Annotated in this window: 23 protein-coding genes; 3 read left to right on the top strand and 20 right to left on the bottom strand. The window is 61.6% G+C overall.

Going from position 1 to position 22,263, the window contains the following annotated elements:
• Positions 1 to 7: 7 nt before the first annotated feature.
• The 3 genes from gmk to QLQ16_RS10685 all read left to right on the top strand — a co-directional run bounded on the left by gmk (position 8) and on the right by QLQ16_RS10685 (position 3,233).
• Positions 8 to 628, top strand: coding sequence for a guanylate kinase (gmk, locus tag QLQ16_RS10675; protein WP_283224674.1), 621 nt, complete (start codon positions 8 to 10; stop codon positions 626 to 628).
• A gap of 30 nt (positions 629 to 658) precedes the next feature.
• Positions 659 to 859, top strand: a complete 201-nt coding sequence (rpoZ, locus tag QLQ16_RS10680) for a DNA-directed RNA polymerase subunit omega (protein WP_108322400.1) — start codon at positions 659 to 661, stop codon at positions 857 to 859.
• Positions 860 to 962: 103 nt separating this feature from the next.
• The gene (locus QLQ16_RS10685; RefSeq protein ID WP_431310409.1) at positions 963 to 3,233 is read left to right on the top strand and encodes a RelA/SpoT family protein; all 2,271 of its coding nucleotides are present in this window, start codon (positions 963 to 965) and stop codon (positions 3,231 to 3,233) included.
• A gap of 5 nt (positions 3,234 to 3,238) precedes the next feature.
• On the opposite strand, the gene greB is transcribed toward QLQ16_RS10685, so the two are convergent.
• The 20 genes from greB to QLQ16_RS10785 form a co-directional block, all read right to left on the bottom strand.
• A complete protein-coding gene (greB, locus tag QLQ16_RS10690) occupies positions 3,239 to 3,811 on the bottom strand; it encodes a transcription elongation factor GreB (RefSeq protein WP_283224675.1) in 573 nt (190 codons plus the stop codon).
• A 136-nt stretch (positions 3,812 to 3,947) separates the two neighbouring features.
• Positions 3,948 to 4,199 carry a DUF6900 domain-containing protein gene (locus QLQ16_RS10695; RefSeq protein WP_283224676.1) on the bottom strand — a complete coding sequence of 84 codons (252 nt, stop codon included), beginning with the start codon at positions 4,197 to 4,199 and terminating at the stop codon, positions 3,948 to 3,950.
• 145 nt (positions 4,200 to 4,344) lie between these two features.
• Positions 4,345 to 5,130 (bottom strand): DNA adenine methylase, encoded by a 786-nt coding sequence (locus QLQ16_RS10700; RefSeq protein ID WP_283224677.1) that lies wholly within the window; start codon positions 5,128 to 5,130, stop codon positions 4,345 to 4,347.
• 165 nt (positions 5,131 to 5,295) lie between these two features.
• The gene (locus QLQ16_RS10705) at positions 5,296 to 5,832 is read right to left on the bottom strand and encodes a hypothetical protein (protein ID WP_283224678.1); all 537 of its coding nucleotides are present in this window, start codon (positions 5,830 to 5,832) and stop codon (positions 5,296 to 5,298) included.
• Positions 5,829 to 6,359, bottom strand: a complete 531-nt coding sequence (locus QLQ16_RS10710) for an N-acetylmuramoyl-L-alanine amidase (RefSeq protein ID WP_283224679.1) — start codon at positions 6,357 to 6,359, stop codon at positions 5,829 to 5,831. The genes QLQ16_RS10705 and QLQ16_RS10710 overlap by 4 nt, the downstream gene beginning before the upstream one ends.
• Positions 6,360 to 6,434: 75 nt before the next feature.
• The gene (locus tag QLQ16_RS10715) at positions 6,435 to 6,878 is read right to left on the bottom strand and encodes a hypothetical protein (protein ID WP_283224680.1); all 444 of its coding nucleotides are present in this window, start codon (positions 6,876 to 6,878) and stop codon (positions 6,435 to 6,437) included.
• Between the two features lie 12 nt (positions 6,879 to 6,890).
• Positions 6,891 to 8,039, bottom strand: coding sequence for a hypothetical protein (locus QLQ16_RS10720; RefSeq protein WP_283224681.1), 1,149 nt, complete (start codon positions 8,037 to 8,039; stop codon positions 6,891 to 6,893).
• 55 nt (positions 8,040 to 8,094) lie between these two features.
• Complete coding sequence (locus tag QLQ16_RS10725; RefSeq protein WP_283224682.1) at positions 8,095 to 12,192, bottom strand: phage tail protein; 4,098 nt, start codon at positions 12,190 to 12,192, stop codon at positions 8,095 to 8,097.
• Positions 12,189 to 12,677 (bottom strand): NlpC/P60 family protein, encoded by a 489-nt coding sequence (locus tag QLQ16_RS10730; RefSeq protein ID WP_283224683.1) that lies wholly within the window; start codon positions 12,675 to 12,677, stop codon positions 12,189 to 12,191. Before QLQ16_RS10730 ends, QLQ16_RS10725 begins: the two co-directional genes overlap by 4 nt.
• Positions 12,674 to 13,540: a DUF2163 domain-containing protein gene (locus tag QLQ16_RS10735; RefSeq protein ID WP_283224684.1), complete on the bottom strand. Its 867-nt coding sequence runs from the start codon at positions 13,538 to 13,540 to the stop codon at positions 12,674 to 12,676. The genes QLQ16_RS10730 and QLQ16_RS10735 overlap by 4 nt, the downstream gene beginning before the upstream one ends.
• 29 nt (positions 13,541 to 13,569) lie before the next feature.
• Entirely contained in the window at positions 13,570 to 14,184 is a 615-nt protein-coding gene (locus tag QLQ16_RS10740) for a DUF2460 domain-containing protein (protein ID WP_283224685.1), read from the bottom strand.
• 7 nt (positions 14,185 to 14,191) lie between these two features.
• Positions 14,192 to 16,750 carry a hypothetical protein gene (locus tag QLQ16_RS10745; RefSeq protein ID WP_283224686.1) on the bottom strand — a complete coding sequence of 853 codons (2,559 nt, stop codon included), beginning with the start codon at positions 16,748 to 16,750 and terminating at the stop codon, positions 14,192 to 14,194.
• A gap of 21 nt (positions 16,751 to 16,771) precedes the next feature.
• On the bottom strand, positions 16,772 to 17,065 hold the full coding sequence (locus tag QLQ16_RS10750) for a hypothetical protein (RefSeq protein ID WP_283224687.1): 294 nt from the start codon (positions 17,063 to 17,065) through the stop codon (positions 16,772 to 16,774).
• The gene (locus QLQ16_RS10755; RefSeq protein WP_283224688.1) at positions 17,062 to 17,463 is read right to left on the bottom strand and encodes a hypothetical protein; all 402 of its coding nucleotides are present in this window, start codon (positions 17,461 to 17,463) and stop codon (positions 17,062 to 17,064) included. The genes QLQ16_RS10750 and QLQ16_RS10755 overlap by 4 nt, the downstream gene beginning before the upstream one ends.
• Before the next feature lie 8 nt (positions 17,464 to 17,471).
• Positions 17,472 to 18,275, bottom strand: a complete 804-nt coding sequence (locus tag QLQ16_RS10760) for a hypothetical protein (protein WP_283224689.1) — start codon at positions 18,273 to 18,275, stop codon at positions 17,472 to 17,474.
• Between the two features lie 64 nt (positions 18,276 to 18,339).
• On the bottom strand, positions 18,340 to 18,810 hold the full coding sequence (locus tag QLQ16_RS10765; RefSeq protein ID WP_283224690.1) for a hypothetical protein: 471 nt from the start codon (positions 18,808 to 18,810) through the stop codon (positions 18,340 to 18,342).
• Positions 18,807 to 19,112, bottom strand: a complete 306-nt coding sequence (locus QLQ16_RS10770) for a head-tail joining protein (protein ID WP_283224691.1) — start codon at positions 19,110 to 19,112, stop codon at positions 18,807 to 18,809. The genes QLQ16_RS10765 and QLQ16_RS10770 overlap by 4 nt, the downstream gene beginning before the upstream one ends.
• 15 nt (positions 19,113 to 19,127) lie before the next feature.
• The gene (locus tag QLQ16_RS10775) at positions 19,128 to 19,457 is read right to left on the bottom strand and encodes a DUF2190 family protein (RefSeq protein WP_283224692.1); all 330 of its coding nucleotides are present in this window, start codon (positions 19,455 to 19,457) and stop codon (positions 19,128 to 19,130) included.
• A gap of 8 nt (positions 19,458 to 19,465) precedes the next feature.
• Complete coding sequence (locus QLQ16_RS10780) at positions 19,466 to 19,999, bottom strand: HNH endonuclease signature motif containing protein (protein WP_283224693.1); 534 nt, start codon at positions 19,997 to 19,999, stop codon at positions 19,466 to 19,468.
• Position 20,000: 1 nt separating this feature from the next.
• Complete coding sequence (locus QLQ16_RS10785) at positions 20,001 to 22,232, bottom strand: prohead protease/major capsid protein fusion protein (RefSeq protein ID WP_283224694.1); 2,232 nt, start codon at positions 22,230 to 22,232, stop codon at positions 20,001 to 20,003.
• Positions 22,233 to 22,263 lie beyond the last annotated feature (31 nt).

Consider the following 22,263-nt stretch of genomic DNA (forward strand, 5'->3'; position numbering starts at 1 on the left):
CCTGAACATGGATTACCCAGGAAACCTGTTTGTCGTGGCCGCCCCCAGCGGGGCTGGCAAATCCAGTCTGGTCAAGGCCTTGATGGAGCTGGATTCGCACGTGCAGCCCACTGTGTCGCACACCACCCGCGCCCCCCGAGGCCAGGAAAAGCACGGCCGCGAATACTTTTTCGCCTCGGCGCAGGAGTTCGACGCCATGGTGCTGGCCGACGCCTTTGTCGAGTGGGCCCATGTGCATGGCCAGCGCTACGGCACCTCCAAAAAGATGATCGAAGACCGCATGGCCCAAGGGGCCGATGTGGTGCTGGAAATCGATTACCAGGGCGCCCTGCAGATCAAGAAGATGTACGCCAACGCGGTGCTGATCTTCATCTTGCCGCCCAGCTGGGAAGAGTTGCGCTCGCGCCTGGAGCGCCGGGGCGAGGATGCGCCCGAGATCATCGAGCTGCGCCTGCAGAATGCGGCGGTGGAGATGGCACAAGCCAAAGAATTCGACTTCGTTATAATCAACGAAGTATTTGACCGTGCCCTGTTTGACCTCAAAGCGGTTGTTCACGCCCAGCGGCTCAAATACCACGTCCAGCGCCGTGCCCGGCCTGACACCTTTCAAGCCCTCAAGATGGCTTGAACCCCGTACAGACATTTTCAAGGAACACACATGGCCCGCATCACTGTTGAAGATTGCCTGGAACAGATCCCCAACCGCTTTCAGCTGGTTTTGGCCGCCACTTACCGCGCCCGCATGCTGAGCCAAGGCCACACGCCCCGCATCGAAAGCAAAAACAAGCCCGGCGTGACCGCCTTGCGCGAAATCGCTGCTGGCAAGGTCGGCATCGAAATGCTCAAGCGCGTGGCCTGAAGCACGCCCCATCCGGCCGTGGCCGGATCCCATCAAGCCCCAGTCATGGGGCTTTTTTGTGCCCGCCAGAAACACCCGCCAACGCTTGCGTTACATTGACGTCATGAGCACTGCCATGCCCCCGTCCACCCCAGCAGGTCACAGCCGCCACAAGGCCGTGCCTCCTGCTGCGGCCAACGCGGCAGCGGCCAGCTTTGCGGTGCTGGAGGCCCAACTCGGTTACCTGAGCGAAGCCGAAACCGACATGGTGCGCAAAGCCTACAAATTTGCCGACGAAGCCCATTTGGGCCAGATGCGCAAAAGTGGCGAGCCCTACATCACCCACCCGATCGCGGTGGCCGGCTTGTGCACCGAATGGAAGCTGGACGCCCAGGCATTGGCAGCAGCCCTGTTGCACGATGCGATGGAAGACTGCGGCGTCACCAAGATCGAGTTGATCGAGCGCTTCGGCTCCCAGGTGGCCGAATTGGTGGACGGTCTGACCAAGTTGGACAAGCTGGAGTTCAACACCCGCGAAGAAAACCAGGCCGAGTCGTTTCGCAAGATGCTGCTGGCCATGGCCCGCGATGTGCGGGTCATCCTCATCAAGCTGGCCGACCGCACCCACAACATGCGCACCATGGGCGACATGCCGCGCAGCAAGTGGGGCCGCATCGCCTCGGAAACCCTCGAAATTTATGCCCCGATTGCGCACCGCCTGGGCCTGAACCAGATCTACCGCGAACTGCAAGACCTGGCCTTCAAGCACCTGCTGCCCTGGCGTTATGCGGTTTTGACCAAGGCGGTCTCGCGCGCACGCAACCGCCGCCGCGATTTGATTCAAAAGGTGCAGGCCGATGTCGAAGCCGTTTTTGCACAGGCCAAGATGGATGTGCGCATCAGTGGCCGCGAAAAAACCCTCTACTCCATCTACAAGAAGATGGATGAAAAGCACCTGAGCTTTGCCCAGGTGACCGACATTTACGGCTTCCGGGTCATCGTGCCTTCGGTGATTGACTGTTACACGGCCCTGGGCTGGTTGCACCAGATCTACAAGCCTGTGCCCGGCAAGTTCAAGGACCACATCGCCATTGCCAAGGTCAATGGCTACCAGTCGCTGCACACCACCTTGGTGGGGCCATCGGGCGTGAACGTCGAGTTTCAGATGCGCACCGAGGGCATGCACCTGGTGGCCGAATCGGGCGTGGCAGCGCACTGGCTGTACAAAGAGCACGAATCGGCCAGCGCCCAGTCGGAGCGCCTGGGCACGCAGTGGCTGCAATCGCTTTTGGACATCCAGACCGAAACACGCGACGCGGCCGAGTTCTGGGACCACGTCAAAGTCGACCTGTTCCCGGATGCCGTCTATGTGTTCACCCCCAAGAGCCAGATCATGGCTTTGCCACGCGGCGCCACGGTGGTGGACTTTGCTTATGCCATCCACAGCCGGGTGGGCGACCACGCCATGGCCGCTCGCATCAACGGCGACCAGGTACCCCTGCGCACCGAGCTCAAAAACGGTGATGTGGTCGAAGTCATCACTGCGCCCGTGTCGGCCCCCAACCCAGCTTGGCTGGGCTTTGTGCGCACCGGGCGCGCCCGCTCCAAGATCCGCCACCACCTCAAGACCATGGCGCAAACCGAATCGGTCGAGCTGGGCGAAAAACTGCTGTCCCAAGCCCTCCGCGCCGAAGGCATCGACAAGCTCCCTTCTGACGAGGAGAACGATCAGATCATTTGGGACAAATTGCTGCGCTTCACGGGCAACCGCAACCGCGCAGATTTGCTGATGGACATTGGCCTGGGCAAACGCATCGCCAGCATTGTGGCCAAACGCCTGACCGCTTTGCTGTCCGAGCGGGGCCAAAAACCCGATGCACTGCTGATGACGCGGGAACGATTCACGGCGCACGAATCCATCTCGCAAGGGGCCATCACCCTGGACGGCAGCGAAAACGCGTCGGTGGTCTATTCCCGTTGCTGCCGCCCACTGCCCGGTGACGACATCGTGGGCTACCTGGGCCGTGGTGAAGGCCTGGCTGTGCACACCCGCGACTGCGCCACCGCGCGCAAGCTGGAACACAAGGACAGCGAGCGCTTCATTGGTGTGGAGTGGTCGGACGAACTGAGCCGCAGCTTCGAGACTGCCATCAACGTCAGCGTGGTCAACGGCAAGGGTGTGCTGGCCCGTGTGGCGGGTGCACTGGCCGTCGCCGAGACCGACATCGTTCACGTGGACATGGGCAGCGATTCACCGCAAGACATGGCCGAGTTGAAATTTGTCATTGCGGTGCGGGATGTGGCGCATCTTGAGCAAGTGCTGCGTCACCTCAAGCGCACCCCCTCGGTGGTCCGGGCTGAGCGCCAGACCCACAAAGGCAACGCCCCCGCCTGAAAAGCCTAGCCTGCCAGCCCAGATCCCGCAGGGGCCGGATAGCGGACCTGCAACACCTCGATGTCCAGCACGCCTGCAGGCGTGACCAACTTGAGTTCATCGCCCTCGCGTGATTTGAGCAAGGTGCGTGCGATCGGCGAGACCCAACTGACCTGACCTTGCAAGCTGTCGGCTTCGTCGATGCCCAAAATGGTGACCGTGCGCTCGACGCCTGAGGCCTCGGCGTAGGTGACCGTGGCCCCAAAGAACACCTGATCGCTGCCATGGTGCACGGCCGGGTCCACCACTTCGGCGATTTCGAGCCGCTTGGTCAGGAAACGGATGCGCCGGTCGATCTCGCGCAAACGCTTTTTGCCGTAGAGGTAATCGCCGTTTTCTGAGCGGTCCCCGTTGCTCGCGGCCCAATGCACGATCTCGACCACCTTGGGCCGCTCGTCATCGATCAGGGTGAACAGCTCGGCGCGCAGTCGGGCGTAGCCACCTGGCGTCATGTAATTGCGTGCACCTGAAGGCAAAGCCGGCAAACCCAGCTCGTCGTCATCGTCGCCGTCGGTCTCTTTGGTGAAGGCTTTGCTCATGTCCTGATGTTCAAGGGCAAAAATAGAAAAAGCCCACAACTCGCGTTGTGGGCTTTTTAATTTTTGGTGCGGCTGGCAGGAATCGAACCCACGACCCCTTGGTTCGTAGTTTTGCCGTCGCTGTTAAGTTGTTGATTCATAAAGAGTCGGTGCCGTTCGTTCCAACCAATTGTGCACTGTATTGCGCTGACTTTTGAGGGCCAATCCCCCAAAATTCGCCGCTTTCAATTTGCAGATTTCTGCCAGCCTCAAACGCGGCCTTCAGGGCAGCCTCGATGCTCCAGACTGCCAGGTCGTGGAAGTCGAGGCGGTCGCTCTTTTGGGTTTGCAGGGTTTCAAGGCCCAGGTGCTTTTGGGCGATTTGTTCGAGGGTTTTTTGTGTGGTCATGGGGTTGCTCCTGTGTGGCCTCCAGTACCGCTCTGAATCGGCACGCTTGCAAGTGGTTTTGACAGTGCCCGACCAAAACGGTCTGACATGGAAAAAGCCCCCCACCCTTTCGGGCGGGGGGCTATGTGGCTACGGTGCCACCGGGTTAAAAGAGGCCAGCGGGCTGTGTGGCTACGTCCCAGCTGCTGATGATCAGCTCCATGCGGTCGACGCCTTGGCCGCCGCCCACTGTGTATTTGATGGGCACCTCTTCGATGTGGAAGCCTGCAAAACACTCGCGGATCTGCGGGTGGTCGTTGATGCTCAAGATGGCCTTGCCTTTGATCTCGCGCATGAGCTTGGCCATGGCGACGTACTCTTCCCAAGGGAAGGGCACGCCGTAGCCTTCGGTCTCCCAATACGGCGGGTCAAGGTAAAACAGACTGTGCGGGCGGTCGTACCGACGCATGCACTCCTTCCAATCCAGCCGCTCAATGTAGCAGCTGGCCAGCCGCAAATGCGCGGCGCTAAGCGACTCCTCAATGCGCAGCAAATTGACAGCGGGCGCGGTGGTGGCCGTGCCCCAGCTTTGACCTTGCACACGGCCACCAAAGGCCTGGTGCTGCAGGTAATAGAACCGGGCGGCGCGCTGAATGTCGGTCAGGGTCTCGCTGGGCGTGATCTGGGTCCACTTGAAGATCTCGCGGCTGCTGAGCGCCCATTTAAACTGGCGCACAAACTCCTCCAAGTGGTTTTGCACCACGCGGTAGAGGTTGACCAAGTCGCCGTTGATGTCGTTGATGACTTCGACCTCGGCAGGCTGACGCAAAAAGTAAAGGGCTGCGCCGCCCGCAAACACCTCGACATAGCAAGTGTGATCGGGGAAGCGGTGCAGGATGGTGTCGGCAAGACGGCGTTTGCCGCCGAGCCAGGGGATGATGGGGTTGGCCATGGTGAGGGTGTCCAGGTAGGGTTGTTACACTAGCCCCGCCTCCCGGGAGGTGGCAGGGCCTTGGCTGGCTCACAGGCGTGTTCTGTAGTTGGCGGCTGGTCAGAGGTGCTCGTAACACCGCTGGCCGGTCGCCCTGTCCTGACGCAAGGTCAGGATGGAAGGCGATCAGTCGGCGGGCGTCGACCTCACGGTGTACGCGTCTGCACGGCAGCTGGCGTAGGCGGCGTTGATGTCGTCGGCTTCACGGGTGAGCTGCTGAAGTAATCCAGCAAGCTCTGCTGAAAGTAGCCCACCGGCTTCGGGGGCGTTTGTTGCACCAGCGTTGGCGGTGGCGGCAGGGCCACCTTCGGGGCCACCACCACCGCGCCCGCATGGGGTGGCGTTGGGGTCGCGCAACCGGCCAGCAGGCCCAGCAGCAAGGCGCAGGCGATCAGACAGCCGTGCAATGGTTTGGGTGTGTGTCGCATCTTTCAGCTCCTGGTTGTTTTTGGCTTCGTTGAGCGCCTGTTCGGCGGCGCGGGTTTTGTTGACCTCTTCGGCCAGTTGGGCGGCTGCATCGGCATGCAGGCGCTCGATGGCAGCGGTGTAGTCGGCCTCGGCACGGTCGTAGCCGCGTTGCTCGATGTGGCGCCCGAGCATGTACAGGCCGCCCAGCAAAGCGGCCACGGCCAGTACGCGCCACAACCATGCGCCGCCGATCACGACGCCACCTCATAAGCACACATGGCCCCGGCAATGGCCATGGCCACGCGCTCTTTGTCCGCAAGGAAGGCGCGCAGGTCGGCAGCGTTGCTGATGAACACCATCTCCACAATCAAGCCCCCTGCTTCGATGAAGCCCAGTCGCCCACGGGCGCTTTGCGCCTGGTCGATCCAGCCGAGCTGGCCGCGCAGTTTTTGGCCCGTCTCGGCCGCAATGGCGCGGGCGATGCGTTGGGCCACGAGCTTGAGGTGCGCGGGCGCGATGACCTCTACGCCCGATGCCTGCGCGTTGACTGCGGCGTTGCAGTGCAGCTCGACCGCCAGGTCGGTGCCGTTGATGAGCGCGATGGCGGTTTGGAGTGGCAGGTTTTCTGCGATGTTGCCGTCCATCAAAACGGTGTGGCGCATTTCGAGCAGGCGCTTGGCCACCAGGTCGCGCATGTCGAGGGCGATGGCGGCTTCGGTGTGGCCGTGAGCGCAAGCGCCGGGGTCTGCGCTGCTGTGGCCAGCGCTGATGAGGTATTTCATGGGTGCTCCTTTGGAAATGTTTGGGCGTAAAAAAACCCGCCGGGGCGGGTTGTGTCGATGGGCACAGCTGGCCGTCTACAAAGCAGCCGCCGCCGTGAACAGCGCATCGAGCGCGGCAGCATCTAGCCCCAGCGCTGGGGCCAGTTGCTGAACCCAAGCGCTGTCACGCTTGACGGCGCTGGAATACTCCCATTCGATCTGCGCGGCTTGGCGCTGCGCGGGGTCGGTGATGCTGACCAAGGCCGCGTCCACGTCACTGAGCTTGCCAATGCCCAGCAAGGCCAAGCGGGCTTGGCGCATGGTGACCTCAGCCGGGATGACTGCTGGCGGGGGTGGCGGGGGCGCATAGGCGGCCACCGCGCCGTGCTCACCCGCCAAGCAGGCGGCATGGATGTTGCGGCCATGCTCTTCGGGGTCGTTGGGGCTGGCGGTGAATGGAATCCAGCCGTAGTCGGGGTGGTTGATTTCGCAGTTGATAGCCGTTTGCTCTGCGTTGGCCCACTTCATGTTTTTGATCATTTGAAATTCCTTTTATGCGACGCGAAGAAAAAGGGTTGTGCGATGCTGGTCAGGCCAGCCATTGTTCCCCACCCCAAAAAGCCCGCCCATTTCTTTCCATGATCCAGCAATACCAGCGGTGCCACCAGAGTTGACCGCTGCCGCGTTTGCCCATTGCAACCCACCAGCAGGATAAATACCCGAGGGCTGATAAGCGGCAGACGACACGAGTGTTAAAAACGCATAAGTCCCGACGCCACCTCGCGCCGCACCCGCCGTAGCTGCAAGCACGTTCGCAGTTGTGGGTGTTGGAACAGTGACAGCACCAGTCGCACCATTGACACTGGTTACACCACCATTGCCCGCCGAATTCGCATAGTTGACCGACTGGCTGCCCATGTCGGTGATGCCATACCCCGCCACCGTTTTGGGTTTACCCGAAACACCCGACCATGGCACCGCGTCAGCCGCCCCCGCAAAGCCAACATAAACGGGCGCATGATAGGTGTCGCCGCTGTAGCCGCGCAGTGACCAATAACCCGACTTGTCCACACCCCACGCAGTTTGCAGGTTGTATGCGTCGTCCAAGTCGCTGCGATAGAGCTTGGTGACGCCGGGTCGGGCGGCGCTGGTTTTGGTGATGCGGTTGCCCAACGCCGTGGCAGTGCTGGCCGCAAAGTTGGGGTCATTGCCCAGCGCGGCGGCCAACTCGTTGAGCGTGTCCAGCGCAGCAGGCGAGCTGTTGACCACGTTGGCCACTGCCGCGGCCACAAAGGCGGTGTTGGCCAACTGCGTGGTAGCCGTGCCCGCTGTGGCCGTGGGCGCAGTGGGCGTTCCGGTGAGCGCAGGCGATGCCAGTGGGGCCTTGGCAACGAGCGCCGCTTGCAAAGCGCCGCCCTCCTGCGCTGCGCTGGCCGTGGCCGCGTTGCCCCCCACGCTGACGCCGGGCAGGCTGACCACCTCTTCGTCAGCGGTGTTGGCATCGTTGCGGCGGTACAGACGCAAAGACCGGCCACCGCTTATGGCCGCTGTGACGCCGCTCATGATGCCCGCCACTTTGTTGACTGTGGCGGCATACCCCGCCCAGGTGGCTGCGCGCACGATGTGCGCGCGCAGCGTGTCGAGCACATTGGGCTCGGTGTCGGTCAGCACGGGCCGACTCAGATCGTTGAGATCGCTCATTCATTGCCTCCAAAAAAACAGGAACAAAACCCGGAATAAAAACCGGAATAAAAAATCACACGCCGGTCATGAACAGGCTCACCGTGCCGCCCGTGCGGTTGTTGCTGGCGTCGTGCGCGAACACATACACCTTGGCGGGCAAGGTGCTGTCATCGATCACGTAATAAGGGGGGCGCGCCATGCTGTTAGCCCCCACGGGCGTGACCTGCACTGCACGCACATCCAAAAACGGCTTGGTGCAGGTGTAGGCCGTGCCTGCCAGATCGGCAGGGTTGAGCACCAAGGTGGCCGACTCGGTGATCTCGGTCACCTCGACCTTCACATACAGGTCATCGAGCACCACAAAGCCTTTGCCGTCGCTCACCACCGAGTACTCGACCTCGACGTGCTGGAAGTCGCTAAAACTCGCCGACTCGCCCACCAGCCAGGGCTGCCAGCTGGCGGTGCTGGCCCCCACCGATGCGCGGATGCGGATGGTGGGCGTGTAGCCCGCCACACTGCTGCTGAGCACGGTGGGGGTGACGCGCACCACGCTGGTGGCAATGATCTTGCCGCAGTCTTTGCGCTCGACATGCTTGCCACTGGCCGGCACAGGCTGCACCAAAACGGGGTAGCCCGCACTGACCTTTTGCTGGGCAGTGGTCCAGCCGTTGTTGCTGAGCCGCTGGCCCCAGGTGCGGCCATCGTAGGCGGGCAAAATGATTTGCCCCGCAGCCCCTCCCACAATGGTGCCATTGGTCAGCTCAGTGCTTTGCCAGTCTTCGTAATACTCGGTGCTGAGCACAAAGTTGTCGGGCATTTTGATGTTCAGGTCAATCTGCCGGGCTGCACCCACGTTGCCCGCAACGTCTTCGGCCACCAAGTAGGCCACCTTGGCCCCGCTGCTGCGGTACTGCAAGATGTCAGAGCGCGAGTCTGCGCCTGCAGAGCCGTAGAGCATGGCCGCAGCCAGTGCGGTGCCTGCCTCGCCGTAGTAAATGGCGTATTTGCGAATGGGCTGGCTGGTCTTGGCGTCTTGCCAGCGCAGGGTAACCAGGTTGACTTGCGTCTCTACCGCCGTCATAACCGGCTGCGCGGGGGCTTGCACCTGCAAGGTGGCTTGCGACACAGCGCCGATGTTGCCCGCCATGTCCACATAACGGGCATACAGCGTGTAGGTGCCCGCAGCCATCCAGCCGAAAGTGGTGGTGGTGGACTTGCGCCCATCGATGATGCTGGTGAACGCGCTGGCCCACGACAGCTCTACCCGGTCAAGCGCTTGCTGACTGGCCGCCACAGCGGGCGCTTGCCAAGACGCCTCGATGCTGCTGGTGCCAAAGCCCAGTTGCAATGCGGCAGGGGCCGATGGCGCCGACACCGAAAACGCGATGCTGGCAGCCGCGCCGCTGTTGCCTGCCAGATCGGTGTAGCGGGCGTACAGCGTGCGCGTGCCAGCCGAAAGCCAGCCCAAGTCAACGCTGGTAGCCGAGCGCGTTTCGATGATGTTAGAAAAATCAGCCCAATACGACAACTGCACCCCGCCCAGCGGCTGCTGGTCTGCCGCCACGGCGGGTGCACCCCAGCTGGCCACTGGGCCTTGGGTACCAATGGCCACCCCCAAGCCCACCGGGGCCGATGGGCTGCGCACCACCAGCGAAGCCGACGCCGTGGGCCCCACATTGCCCGCTACATCGATGGCGCGCACAAACAACTCTTTGAGGCCCGGCGTGACCCAAGGCAGCTGCACACTGGTGGCTTTGGTGCTTTGGATGAGGGTGGCAAAGTTGACAGACCAAGACAGCTCAACCCGATCCACCGGCTGCGCCGTGGCGGCCAGCGCGGGCATGGTCCACTTGGCCGCCAGGCCGGTGGTGTTGCTGGACAATGCCAAACCAACCACCGCCGCCGGGGCGGTGATGGTGATGGTAGCGCTGGCGGGGGTGGTACTGGTGTTGCCATACTGGTCAACATGTGCAGCCCACACCTTGAGCGGCCCCGCCAACTGCCAGCCCAGCAAATGACTGGTGGCCGACTTGTTGGCAACCTCGGCCCCTGCTGCCCAGCTCGCACCTAAGCGCACGATGGTGCTGGCGTAATCCACATCGGGGCAGGCCGCCCAGCTAACGCGCACGCCATTGCCTTCGATTTGAAGCCCCAGGCCCGTGACATTGGATGGTGGCAACTTGAGCATGCTGCCGGTGATGGTGTAGCTGTAGGCCTGCACTTCGGTCAGCGTTTGAGTGCCGCCGCCATAGGCGTTGAAGCTGCAAAACTTGAAGTACAGTGGCTGGCCGATCATGGCCACGTCGAGCGGGTCGCCTTTGCAAATGGCATCGTCTACCCGTACAAACTGCTGGCCACTGCCATGAGCCACCATAGGTGTGGTGTAAGCCCCTCGCACCAAGCCGCCCAGCGTGTAGGCATTGGGCGCGGTGAGTGTGGCCGTGGTGTGCGCCACAAACTCGCCACCGGCTGGCGTGCCCACCCAGCACAGGGTGTTGAGCAGCTGCGCGTCTTGCGCGGTGCCAGACAGCATTTGCCCGCCACGCCCTGCCAGCGCCACAGGCATGCTGTTGCCGTTGCTGGCCAAAGCGGCTGTGGTGGTGCCGTAACGTGCGCCACCGCGCACGGTGCCCACTTGCTTGTAAGTTACGCCGTCTATCGACGCCCACACATTGCACCCCCCCCACAAGTCGCCAGCAGTGCCCGCTTGGCCGCTCACGGCGCACCAAACTTCAAGACCAGTGGCGGTGGCCAACTCAATAGGTGGCTCAAAAAACACCGGGGTAGCCACGTTGCCCGGGGCTGCGTTGTAGTCCGCCGAAAAGCCCGCACCGGCCTGAGTGGGGTAAAGCGTGGCGCTGGCCACGCCAAAGGGATAGTCTTCAGCCCGCAGGCTGAGCAAGCCTTCGGAGTCTTCTTCCACGCTGATGATGCGCACGGGTGTGCGGTTTAGCCCCAGGCCTTCATCGGTCAGTGTGACCAGGTCCATGGGCTCCAGCAGCACATACCGCCAGCCCAGGCGAAACTCGTATTCGTTGCGCACATACAGCGAGCGCTGCAGCTGCAGTTGCGCGGCGCGGCGGGCCACAGCGGCTTCGCAGATGCCGTGCATTTTGATCGGGTCACGCGGGCGCAGGCCAAACTTTTCGATATTGGCTTGGTCTTTGGCCTCGACGATCTCGACGTTGTAGGCGTTGGCGCGGTTGAGGTATTCGACCTGCACCTGGTTGAACGCGTCTGCAGGTGTGCGGCGCAAGCACTTGACCGGGTCCTCACCCACCGAGCCAATGATGAAGTCGTCATCGGTCAGGTCATAGATGGGCGTGAGGTTGGGGGTGTAGGTGGCCCCGTTGCCGGTGATGGTTTCGTCACCGTAAGGGATGATCTTGAGCTTGCCCTCAGACCAGACGCAGGCCGAGTTGGTCATGTCGGTGATGGTCTTGAGGTGCTCACGTGCCTCAAGCTGCTGGGTAAAGGCTGGCGAGATGAACAGGCCCATGGCCCGGCAGTAATCCGAATACGTGGCCAAGCTGGCCAGACTGCCTGCAGGAAAGGCTGCACCATATTGGGTGTTGGTCAGCAAGTCTTGCACGATTGCGGATGGCTCTGCATCGACCACGCTGCCGCCAAACTGCAGCTTGGCGTCCACCTCGAAGGTGTGGTTTTCGACCTCTGCGTTGTTGGTCAGGGAAAAGTTGGCACTGTAGAGCAAGGCCGTGCTGGTGTAGCCCAAGGCCTGAGCCGGGTGGTTGGCAGTCAAGTGCGACCAGGTGGGCTGGCCGGGCATGCCGCTGGCAAAAGACAGGGCCAGTTGCTCGATGGCAGACTGGGCGGGCTGCGAACCAGACGCTGCAACGGCCTCAAACCTGTTTTTAGCTTGCCAGATGGATGTGATGCCCACCACCGGGCCCTCGCACAATGCCAGCATGACCGCCGCCTCATACGTGTAGGTGGTGCTTTGCTGTGACACACCACCGCCCCCACCTTTGCCGCCACTGTTTGTGGTGGTTGTGGTGGCAATGGCCACAAAGTCGCCGTACCAAATGAGGTTGCCAGAAATTCGGGTGCGACCGTACACGATGGGCAAGGCCAGGCCGTAGCTGCTTTGCTGCACGCGCAGTGCGCCCAGCCTTGGTTCGCTGGTGCTGATGGTGCCGCCGCCTCCGCTCATGGGGTGTCTCCTGTGGGTGCAATGGGTTGAAGGGGTGCTGCGCCAATGCGCATGACTTTGTAGGGCTTGCTGGCCAAGCGGCCAACGTCAAAACGGGTAATGACCACGGCCCGCTGGTCGCGGAAAGCGTGGATGATGAAAGGCCACTCGGTCACGATGGCCCCATGACTGAAGCACCGGCCCACCCGATAAACGATGACGTCGCCGGGCTGGGGGTCGCCCTCGGTCACGTCGGTGGCGTATTGCTGCAGCCAGCCCAAAAACCGCTCTTGGTCGTGGTGCAGCATGTGGTCTATGGGGTAAGGGCGCGGGTCAATGTGGGGGATGAGGCCCACCGACCCAAACACGCACACCAGGAGCATGGCGCAGTCAACACCCGCACCTTTGATGCTGCCTTCGTGGTGCCATGGTGTGCGCAACCAGGTGCAGGCTTCGGCCACGACTTGGCGCTGCAGATCTGTGGCGATGGTGGGCTTGTTGGTCATGTGGTGGTCTCTGGCACGGGCACAAATGGAAAGCCTCGAAAACGTGGCGTGTTGTTGAACTTGGCGCTGCAAGTGGCCTGCGTTTTGTCGCAGCCGGGGTAGACGCTGAAGGCATCGCCCACAGCCGGGGCGTTGGGCAGCGGCAAGGCAAACCAAAACTGGCCTGCGCTGTGCGCCTTGACGGTGCGCTGCACACCGGCATTGGCACCACTGGTGAAGGTGAGCACCCCTTGGTCAAACCAGCCAGCCGCTTGAGCCAAGCCGCTTTGCAGCCACTGGCCCGTGCCGTTGGTGCCGGTCACGGTGCCGGTGACGGTGCGTGCTGCCTTGTTGACGGCGCAACCACTGTCATACAACGTGTGCATGCACGATGCCTGATAGATGTTGCGGGGCAGCTTGGTGTTGAGCAGCTCCAACGCGCTCTTGACATCTACAGGCATGGCCGAACGGGTGCCCGACACATCGGACACGCGACCATAAAACATGACCACCGCGCCCACAGGTGGCAGCGCCCAAGACGACAAAAACGCCTTCTGCAGCATGACCATTGCACCGTCCAGAGCACCCTGTAGCGATGCGGGGATAAAAGGCTCACCATCCAGCAAATGCCCGCTCATGCCGGGTTTGGGGCTGACGGTCATGTCGAGTTGATCGACCTCCAGCCCCACCACGGTGCGCACGGTGCCGCGCCGAATGAGCGGGCCACGGGCGCTGTAGGTGGTGCCTGCGTGGGTGATGTCAATGTCGGCGCTGGTGTAACGCAGCACGGTGCCTGTGACCAGGGTGATGGTGTACAAGTCGGCCATGATGAATTGGCTGCTGCCGTTGAGCAGTGCGATCAGTTCGGGCGTGTGGGTTTTCATGGGGTCGTGGTCAGGGTTGACGCCCGGGCTTACTCGGTGTCTTTGAGGGTGATCAACTCGATCTTTTTGAGCGCCCAGAGCTGGTACAAAAAGCGATCAAAGTCGGCGCTGTCTTGCATGAAGCGGCAGCGCCAGTAGTAACTACCAGACCAGCTGAGCACAGCACCAACGGCAGGCGCACTTGCAAAAGTGACCACACCGAATTCCGCAACAGTGCAGCCGCTTGTCTGCACCACACCGTTGACCATGATCACTGGATCAGCCCCGCCATGCACGACCAGTTGGGGTGCAAGCACGGGCTCGACGTTGCCGCCATAGGCGCGCACCAGCTGGTATTGCGTTTGGCCAGACACGCCAACGCCAAACTGCTGATTGACCACGGCATTGTCTTCAGGGTCCAGATACAGGAAGCTTTCGAAGCTGCCCTTACGGGCATTGAAAAAGCCCACCATGGCCTGCAGCTCAGCCTGTGCGCCGCTGCGCAGCACCTCATAGCCAAGGCTGATTTTGTAGCGTGGGAAGCTGTAAAACGCGCCACGCAGCTCACGGCCACTGGCCGCTTTTTGAATCCCGGTGGACCACATGGGCGTTTTGACGGTGCCCCACTTGAGGCCCGGCATGGTTGGGAAGATTGCAGCAGTCATGACAGAGTTAGCCTTGCAGGCGGTAGTCGCGCTTCATGGTGGTCAACAGCTTGGCCAGGTCGCGCTTGTGAATGAAATCGCCCCCCGTGGTGTTGATGACCACGGTGCCGCCGTCGCCGCCCTGCCCGGTTGGGCCACCTTGCGCAAGCGAGTCGCGCAGGGGGTTGGCCAGGTGGGCGGGCAGCACCATCTCTTGCTCGTGCAATTGCGTGAGGGGGTTGAGGCCGCGCGGGATGTCGAAGCCGCGTGAGGCGCTGGGAATGCGGGTGGTGGTGGTGGATGTGCCGCCACCGCCGCCCTTGCTGCCCATTACCATCGACATCATTGCGGCGAAGGCTGCTGCGGCCAACACCGGGCCGATGTAAGGGATGCCCGCTTGCGACTCAGCAGCTTTGCCAGCAGCCACTGGGGCAATGGCGGCCAGCTTGGGGGCGGTTTCGCCAGCCACCAACGCAGTGGTGGTGCCTGAGGCCAGGGCCTGGTTGCTGATAGCAGCACCAGAAAGCATTTTGTACAGCGCTGATTCGCGAATGACGCGAGCGGCCACCATGGCCAAGGGCTTGCTGATCATCTCTTGCGCAAACACCGCAGTGGTACTTTTAAAGATGTTGGCAAGTCCTTCGCGCAAGGTTTGCGCGCGGGTGAGCATGCCGGTGATCGCGCTCTCGAAGGATGACTCCATCGACTTAAACATGTTCAGCTCAGGCCCCGCTTGGGTTGCGGCAATCTGGCCCTTGATGCCTTTGAGTCGCAGTTGGTGTTGCAGCTCAAGCTGTTCGATCTGCGCATCAATCTCGGCCTTTTTGATCGGGTCTTTTTGTGGGTCCACGGCCAGTAGGGCTTGCTGCAAATATTGAAGCTTGATGGCGTGCATGCGCTCTTCAAACTGCGTTTGCTGCACCAGCAGTTGCTCTTGCGTCATCAAGCCCATCGCCAGCTTGTGTTCAGCGTCTTGGCGGTCAAACTCGACGTCGGCCAGCGCCTTGTCGCGCTTGCGCTGAAAGCCAATGTCATCGAGCTGCTGCAGCTGCAGCACTTGCTTGCGCTTTTCTTCCAGCACCTTGCCCATGGCCGCTGCAGCTTCTTTGCTGTCGGCCCCATACATGGCCGCCGTCTTAGCGTGGGCCTGCTCGGCCAGGGTGATGCGCTCGGCGTAGTTGTTTTGGGCGGCTTGTTTGCGTTGCTCCAGGTCGGCCATCTCGACGGTGAACGACTCGGTGCGCAGGCCGCGCTCCAGGTCGCGCCATTTCTTTTCGGCGCGGGCTTTGTCTTCGGCACTCACACCCGCGCGGTTGGAGACTTCTTTCCAGTAAGCGGCTTCTTCGGCTTTGCTGTATTGGCGCAGGGTGCCTTGGGCTTGGGCTTCTTTTTCAAACAAGGCGATCTTTTTGGCCAGCTCGGCTTCGTAGATCGGCATTTGCGAGGGTTCTTTGGGTTTTGTAGGTCCGCCGTCCCATTCTTTACCGCCTTTGCCAGGGCCGCCGCCATTGCCGACTTTTACGTCCTGAGAAAAGATGCGTTTGATGTCTTCAACCGCTGTTTTGGATGCATAAGTCATACGGTTCATGGAGCCTTGCCAGGCCGCACCCACGTTTTGCCCAATGGATTGCACGGCTTTGACGGCACCAGAAAAATCACCCGTCACGATTTTGTAAAGCGCCTCAGCAATGCCGCGAATGGGCTCGACCAAGGTGAACAAAGAAGCGCTAACGACTTCAGCAAGCTGCACCACCGCCACCTTGACCGTCAAAAAAACAGCAGTGAGGCTGCTGAATGCAATGCGCGCACCCGCAATGGCCGCAGGCATGACGGCGTTGAACATGTTCACCAGCGTGGTCATGATGGGCATGAGCGAGTCGCCAATGGCCTTCTTGATGCCCTGCATGCCAAAGCCCGCACGGTCCATGGCGCTGTCGTATTCGCCCCAGGCCTTGACGGCGTTTTCACCCACCTCAAGCCCCATCTCAACCATTGTGGCCTTGTTTTCGTCCAGCACATCTCGGTTGTAGAGCATGAGCTTGCTGGACGCGTCAATGCCGCGGCCAAACAGGGCCTGCGCGGCCATGGTGCGGTCGGTGCCTTCTTTGTAGGTGCCCAGCACCTGGATGCCGTCAAGCACCAGGTCGTTGAGGGGGCGCAGATGGCCAGACGCATCGCGGGTGACCAAGCCCAGTTTGTTCATGACGGATTCGTTTTCCCTCAGTTGGCGGGTCATGCCCTTGGCTGCGCCCTCAAATTCCCCCGTTTGGGCCCCAATGTCCTCCATGGCCATTTGCACGGCCTTGGCCTCGTTGGTGGTGATGCCAAGGGCGCGGCTCAGGTCCATGGCGCTTACGGTCATGGCAGCTGTATCGCGGATGCCTGCGACAAAAATGCCGCCGGACAAAACGGCCGCAATGCCAGCAAATGCCGCCTGCAAGCCCGCCAAGGGACCACCAGCCAAACCGCCCAGCGCGGCACCTACGCCACCCTGACCGGCTTTGGCCGAATCGACCAAGCGCCGCATGGATGCCTCAAACGGGTTGATGTTGGCGTCAACGCGGAAACCGGTGATGTTGTCAGTCATTGTTTTCTTCCTTCAAAGAGGTCAGTCGATCAAGTCCAGCATGGGGTCTGCCATGCGGCCTTCAAAGGCACGCATACCTGCCATGGCAGCGGCCATGGCAATGTCTTGCTGGGTGCTGGGTGTGGCGGATGCACTGGGCTGGGCCATGCGCGGGGTTTCGGGGCTGGCCCCGGGCTGCATGCCCAAAAAGCTGGCAATGCGGCGCAACTGCACAGCGGGGGGCGGGACTTCGTGCCACCAGTCGCACAGGGCGAAGTAGGTGGGCAGGTCGCACTCGGAGCGGACGTGTTGCCACGTCCACCCCGTGTTGCTCACGATGTGAGCGACGATGCGGTCCCAGCGGATTCCCCCAGCTTGCCGCCCTCCCCGGCGGCGGCTTGGGCTGCTTGCTCTTGGGCATCGGCTTCGAGCTTTTGGCGCAAGAGGCCCGATGTGTCCATGCACATTTGCAGTACGTCGATGACGTTTTCCAAGCCCACGTGCTGGGCGACTTGGGCGCGGTCAAGCTCGGGGTAGTTGCGCTGCAGGCAGGCGGTGGCAAGGTCTGTAACGAAGAACAGGTCGCGGTGCGAAAAGTTGGCACCGCTGGCAAATGCTTCGTTGATCTTGTCCAGCCGCTCGGCCATCAGTTCGAGCGTGCCCAGACTGGCCGGTGGCAGCGTGTAGGTGTTGGCCCCCAGCGTGAGGGGGATGCCCTTGATGAGTGTGTGCATGCTCATGATCAGTACTGGCAGATGTAGCCCACGCTGCCCGATGCGTCGGCAAAGGCCTCTGCATCAAAGTCGGTCATGGTGAAGTCGTCGTTTTTGAAGGGCAGGCCCTGCTTGCCCATCACGCAGGCATTGAGCTTCATGACCAGCTTTTTGCCCATGTATTCGTTGTAGAACAGGGCGCTGAAGGTGGGGGTGTAGCCCATCAGGTTGTTGGTGATGCCGAACAGCTTGCTTGCGGCATCGGATGCTTTGCTGTACTCGTAGCTGATCAAGATGCCTTTGCCAGTGTCTGCCGCAGCGAAGGTGTAGACGCCTGCGCTCAGGCTGTATTGGCCTGTCGCAGGGGATGTGGCCACCCGTGTCAGGGGTTTGCCGGTCAACACGTCAAGCACGCCCAGGTCGGCCACATAGGCGCCCGAGTCTGGCGGCGCGATAGTGACGGTGTAGGGGCTGCTGGCGGGCACGGCGCTGGCGAAGTCAATGACCGCCGACTTGCGCGATGCGGCGGGCTGCGAGCCGAGCAGCAGGCTGCCAAGCACACCGGCGTCAAAGTCGCCGGTCTTGGCTTTCCAGCCGATCTTGGCTTTGCCACGGGCCACAGCCACGGCAAATTGTTTTTCGCCGTGCAGGGTTTTGGTTTCGTAGTCGATGTCGACCGACACGTCTTGCAAGACGGCAACGGCAACGGGGGTGGGCACTGCAATGGCGTTGCCAGCAGCGTCGGTGGTGGGGACGGCAATGAGTTTGCCTGCGCCAAAGAGGATCATGGTGGTGGCTCCGGGTGATGGTGGGGTGAAGGGGGACGGGTGCATGGATACCCGCCTGCGCGGGTATGACGCTTGTTTGTCATTCCCGCGAAGGCGGGTATCTATGTGGTTAAGGGCCGGTCAAAGTCAGCTCGCGCATGGCCAAGGTCAGCTCATATGTGTGGCTGGCCCAGCCAGCCGCGCCGTCTGCAGACTCTTTGCGCCAAGTGCTGCGCCGCCAACGCACGCGCAGGGCTTTGTCGCCGAGCGACGGGTCGGCCATAAGCAGTGCGTGTGCTGCAGCCCAAATGGGGCCTGCCAGCTTGCGGGCTGACACTTCTTGGCCCGCAGCGTTGATGGCGCTGCGGGTGTAGATGGCCAGGTCAATCTGCACGGTGGTGCGCAACACGCTGCGGGCTGGGTGTTGGTCGCCCAGCACGTCAGCGGCGGCATCGGTCAGTGACACGTTGATCGCGGGGGCGTCGTCGTGGGTGTAGGCCTGGGTGCGGTCTTCATAAACCGCCGTCACGCCCGTGGTGCTTGTTACGGGGGTGATGGCAGCAATGAAGGCGTCCAGTGCGTCGTCGATCAGTGTGGTCATGCGCGTTGCACCTCTAGGGCAGCACGGGTGAAGGTGCCGTCGCCTTGCTTGCGCGGGGGCTGGGTCACGCGGTAGACCGTGCCTTCGATCGTGAGCGAAGTGCCCACGGCCAGCGCGGGGGCGTCGGTCGTGGTGTATTCGATGGCGAATTGGGCGGTTTGCACCGATTCGCCAAAGATCACTTCTTCGGGCTGCACAAAGCCAACAATGAAGCCCATGTCACCCGGCACCTGTGTGCGTGTGGCACGGGTAGCGAGGCCATGGGCTTCAAAGACGGCTAAAAAGCCGTGCGGGTCAAACATGGCTTGACCCGCCGATCAGCGCACCGCGCCGTCGAGGTAGACGGTGCCGGTGGTTGAGGCGTTGATTGCCGATTCGGTGGCGGCGCCCACCAGTGTGCCGCCGGTGACGTTGGTCATGAGTTGGGCGGCGTCGTCCCAGTAAATTTTGTCGCCCACGGCCCATACTTGCGGGCTGACTTTAGGGAGGCTGAAAACGCCTTCGAGCTTGCCCTCGACCGCTGCACCAGCTGCGGCTGCTGTGACAGCGATGGCGACCAGTGCGCCGACTTTGAATGGGGCACCCGATGCAATGGCATAAGGGGCAGTGAAGGTGAGCACGTCACCTTTTTGGATAAAGCTTTTCATGATTTTTCCTAGAGAGTTTGAAGGTTGATGCCAGTTATGTGCTTACGGATACGCCCCTTTTTGAGGGCGTAGTAGTAAGCCGTGCTGACATTGAATTGATGGCGAATCTCGCGGCAACTTGCACCGCTGCAAATTTGTTTCCAAATCTGTATAACGGTTTCATCGCTCATGGTTGAAAGGTGCGACGTTTCGCCAAAAATCATCGTTCCGTGTTGCCACTTGTGACCAATGTTTTCACATTGACTGACATAGCCAAGGTTGCTTGGCTTGTTGTTTTTTGGATTTCCATCCAAATGGGCAACTACAGAATTTTTTGGTGGATCGCCATGGAAAGCCATGGCAACAAGACGTGAAACTGAGTGCCGTTTCTTTTGCCCATATGGGCGCAAAGTAACGTGTGAATACCCACGGTCATCAGTCCACGCCTTGAGCTTACGCACAGCAATTTTGTAGCCCCATCGGCCACGCTTGGTGCTGTACACAAACCCATTGACATCGACGTAATAACCCGGCACGCCGGGTATCTCAGTCAGTCCATCCAATTTATTGACCCGCGTTTTTGTACAAGCCACGATGGTCGATCGCCTTGGCGGCAAACACGTGGCGGGCCTTGATCTCGACACCGTCCACCTCGAAGCCTTCGCGGCGGGTGGTGAACAGGCCGTTTTCGCCTTCCAGGTAGGCGTATTCCACGGTGTCCACACGGTTTGGCGAGCTGGCCAGATACCACTGGTTGCCAGTCACGCGGTTGTCCACGATCACGCTCAAGGATGTGTTGAAGGCTGGGTTGATGTCCACCGACTTGGCCGCCACAAAGTTGGAGCTGGTGTACTTGAGCGCTTCGGCTTCTTTGTCGGGGCCGACGATCAGGATCTCGGGGGCCAAGTTCAGCACGCGACCGTTGGCACCAGTTTGCTTGCGCATGGCGGCGCGGCCTGCACCCAGGGTGACGTCGCTGATCGCGCCTGCACTGCCTGCCAAGTTTTTGTGGTTGGCGTGGAACAGGGCCACGCCGTCAGCCATGGCAGGGCTGCCGATCAGTGCGGCATAGACCAGGTCGCCTTCGAGCGCTGCAGCTTCTTCAGCGATCATCATGGGGATGCGGCTGAAGGCAGACAGGTCGTCGTTGATCAGCGCTTCCCAGGTGATGGCGATGATCGCGCCGTACTTGCTCAGGCTGTATTTTTCAGCGGTATCGCTGAAAGTGGCCAGCTTGTATTCGCCGCCCTCGTTGATCTTCTTGAACTGGCTCATGCCCGACAGTTGCAACAGCGATTTTTCGCGGAAGTCTTTGTTGGTGGACTGCCGCGCCCAGCCGGTGAAGGTGCGGGGTGCTTGCTCGTAAGCGGCACGCAGGCTGCGGTTGACGGTGCTGGCCAAGATGGCGGGGAAGTCGCTGGTGCCCATCATGCCTGCATTGCGGCGGGCGTCGGCATCCAGGTTGAGTGCGGCCATGGCGATTTCGCGGCGGCTCAGGCCATCGGCATTGCCACCGGCAGCGGCGATGGAGCGGCGGGCCATGTCCATCAGGTCCATGCCACGGAAGTTGCGGGCACCGGCCACGTCGATCTTGGTGCCAGCGAACTCGGTGGCGTTGGGGTTGTTGCGCAAGACCAGGGCGTCGCTCATGCGGGTGCGCAGGGTGTCTTGCTCGTCACGCACGGTGGTGACGTGCGTGGCACCGCGCACCGACTGGGCGCGGCTGGCTTCGGCCAGTGCGTCCAGAATCTGGGCGCGGGCTTGGTCCACGGTCACGCCAGCGTCGATCAGGCGAATGGCCAGTGCGTCGGCTTCGGTGCCCAGTGTGCTGCGGGCAGCATCCACGGCGGTGCGGATGTCTGCACTGCGTTGGCGCTCAGCCTGCATGCCTGCTTGGCGGGCTGCTTCGGCTTCGACGGTGGTTGCAGCGCGGGTGGCGTTTGCAGCCGAGGTTGCTGCGGCTGCAGCTGCGATTTCTTCGGGGGTCATAGTGGTGCTTTCAAAGTTGCGGGTTGAGGAAACATCGGCTGTTGCCACCGCCGTGGTGGATTGCTGAGCTGCAGCAGGGGCTGCAGGCTGTTGTTCGGTGTTGGTGTGGGTGCGGGTGGTGACTTCGGTCATCACGCAAGGGAAGGCACGCAGTTCGCGGCCATCGGGGGCTTTGAAGTTGCCGCCCTCACTGCGCACGACTTGGCTGTCCATGTCGGCTGGGATGGGCACCAGCGAGACCTCCATGGGGGTCCAGCGGGTAACGCGGTAGACCCACATGCCAGCGTCTTCGCTTGGGGCCACCATCTCGACGGCGTTGCGGGAATAGCCCACCGACACGTTGCGGATGACGCCGTCTTCCAGGTCTTGCACCACGCCTTTGACGCTGTCGCGGCGGCTGAGCTGGCTTTGGCACACACCCTGCCCGTTGCGGATCTCGGGCTGGTCGCACACGCCGAGCTGGTCTTCCAGATCCCAGGCGTTGTGGGTGTTGAGCAACGGGGCCCCACGCTCTAAGCGGCTGAGGTCAATGGCTTGCTCAGAGACCTCCAGCTGCTCCAGGTAGTAGCGGCCATTGGCCCAGTCGTAGCGCTTGACGGGTGCGCCCGTGGTGAACACGATTTCAAAACGTGCGGCGGGGGCTTGTGTTGCCGCATCGCCTTCGGCCCGCGTGGCTTGGTCGGGGGGCGCATCGCGGCGCACGTTGCGCACCGCCATTTGCAAGCTGGCCAGCGGCATGTCTTGCGTGCGGGTGGTGGGGGAATCAGGCGCGCGCGGCTGCGCGCCCGGGGCATTTGCCTGGGGCATAGCGGGTCCTTTGGTTGGGGGTGTTAAGTGG

Origin of the sequence: Limnohabitans lacus, assembly GCF_030053395.1 — a bacterium.
GTDB classification, from domain to species: Bacteria; Pseudomonadota; Gammaproteobacteria; order Burkholderiales; family Burkholderiaceae_C; genus Limnohabitans_A; species Limnohabitans_A lacus.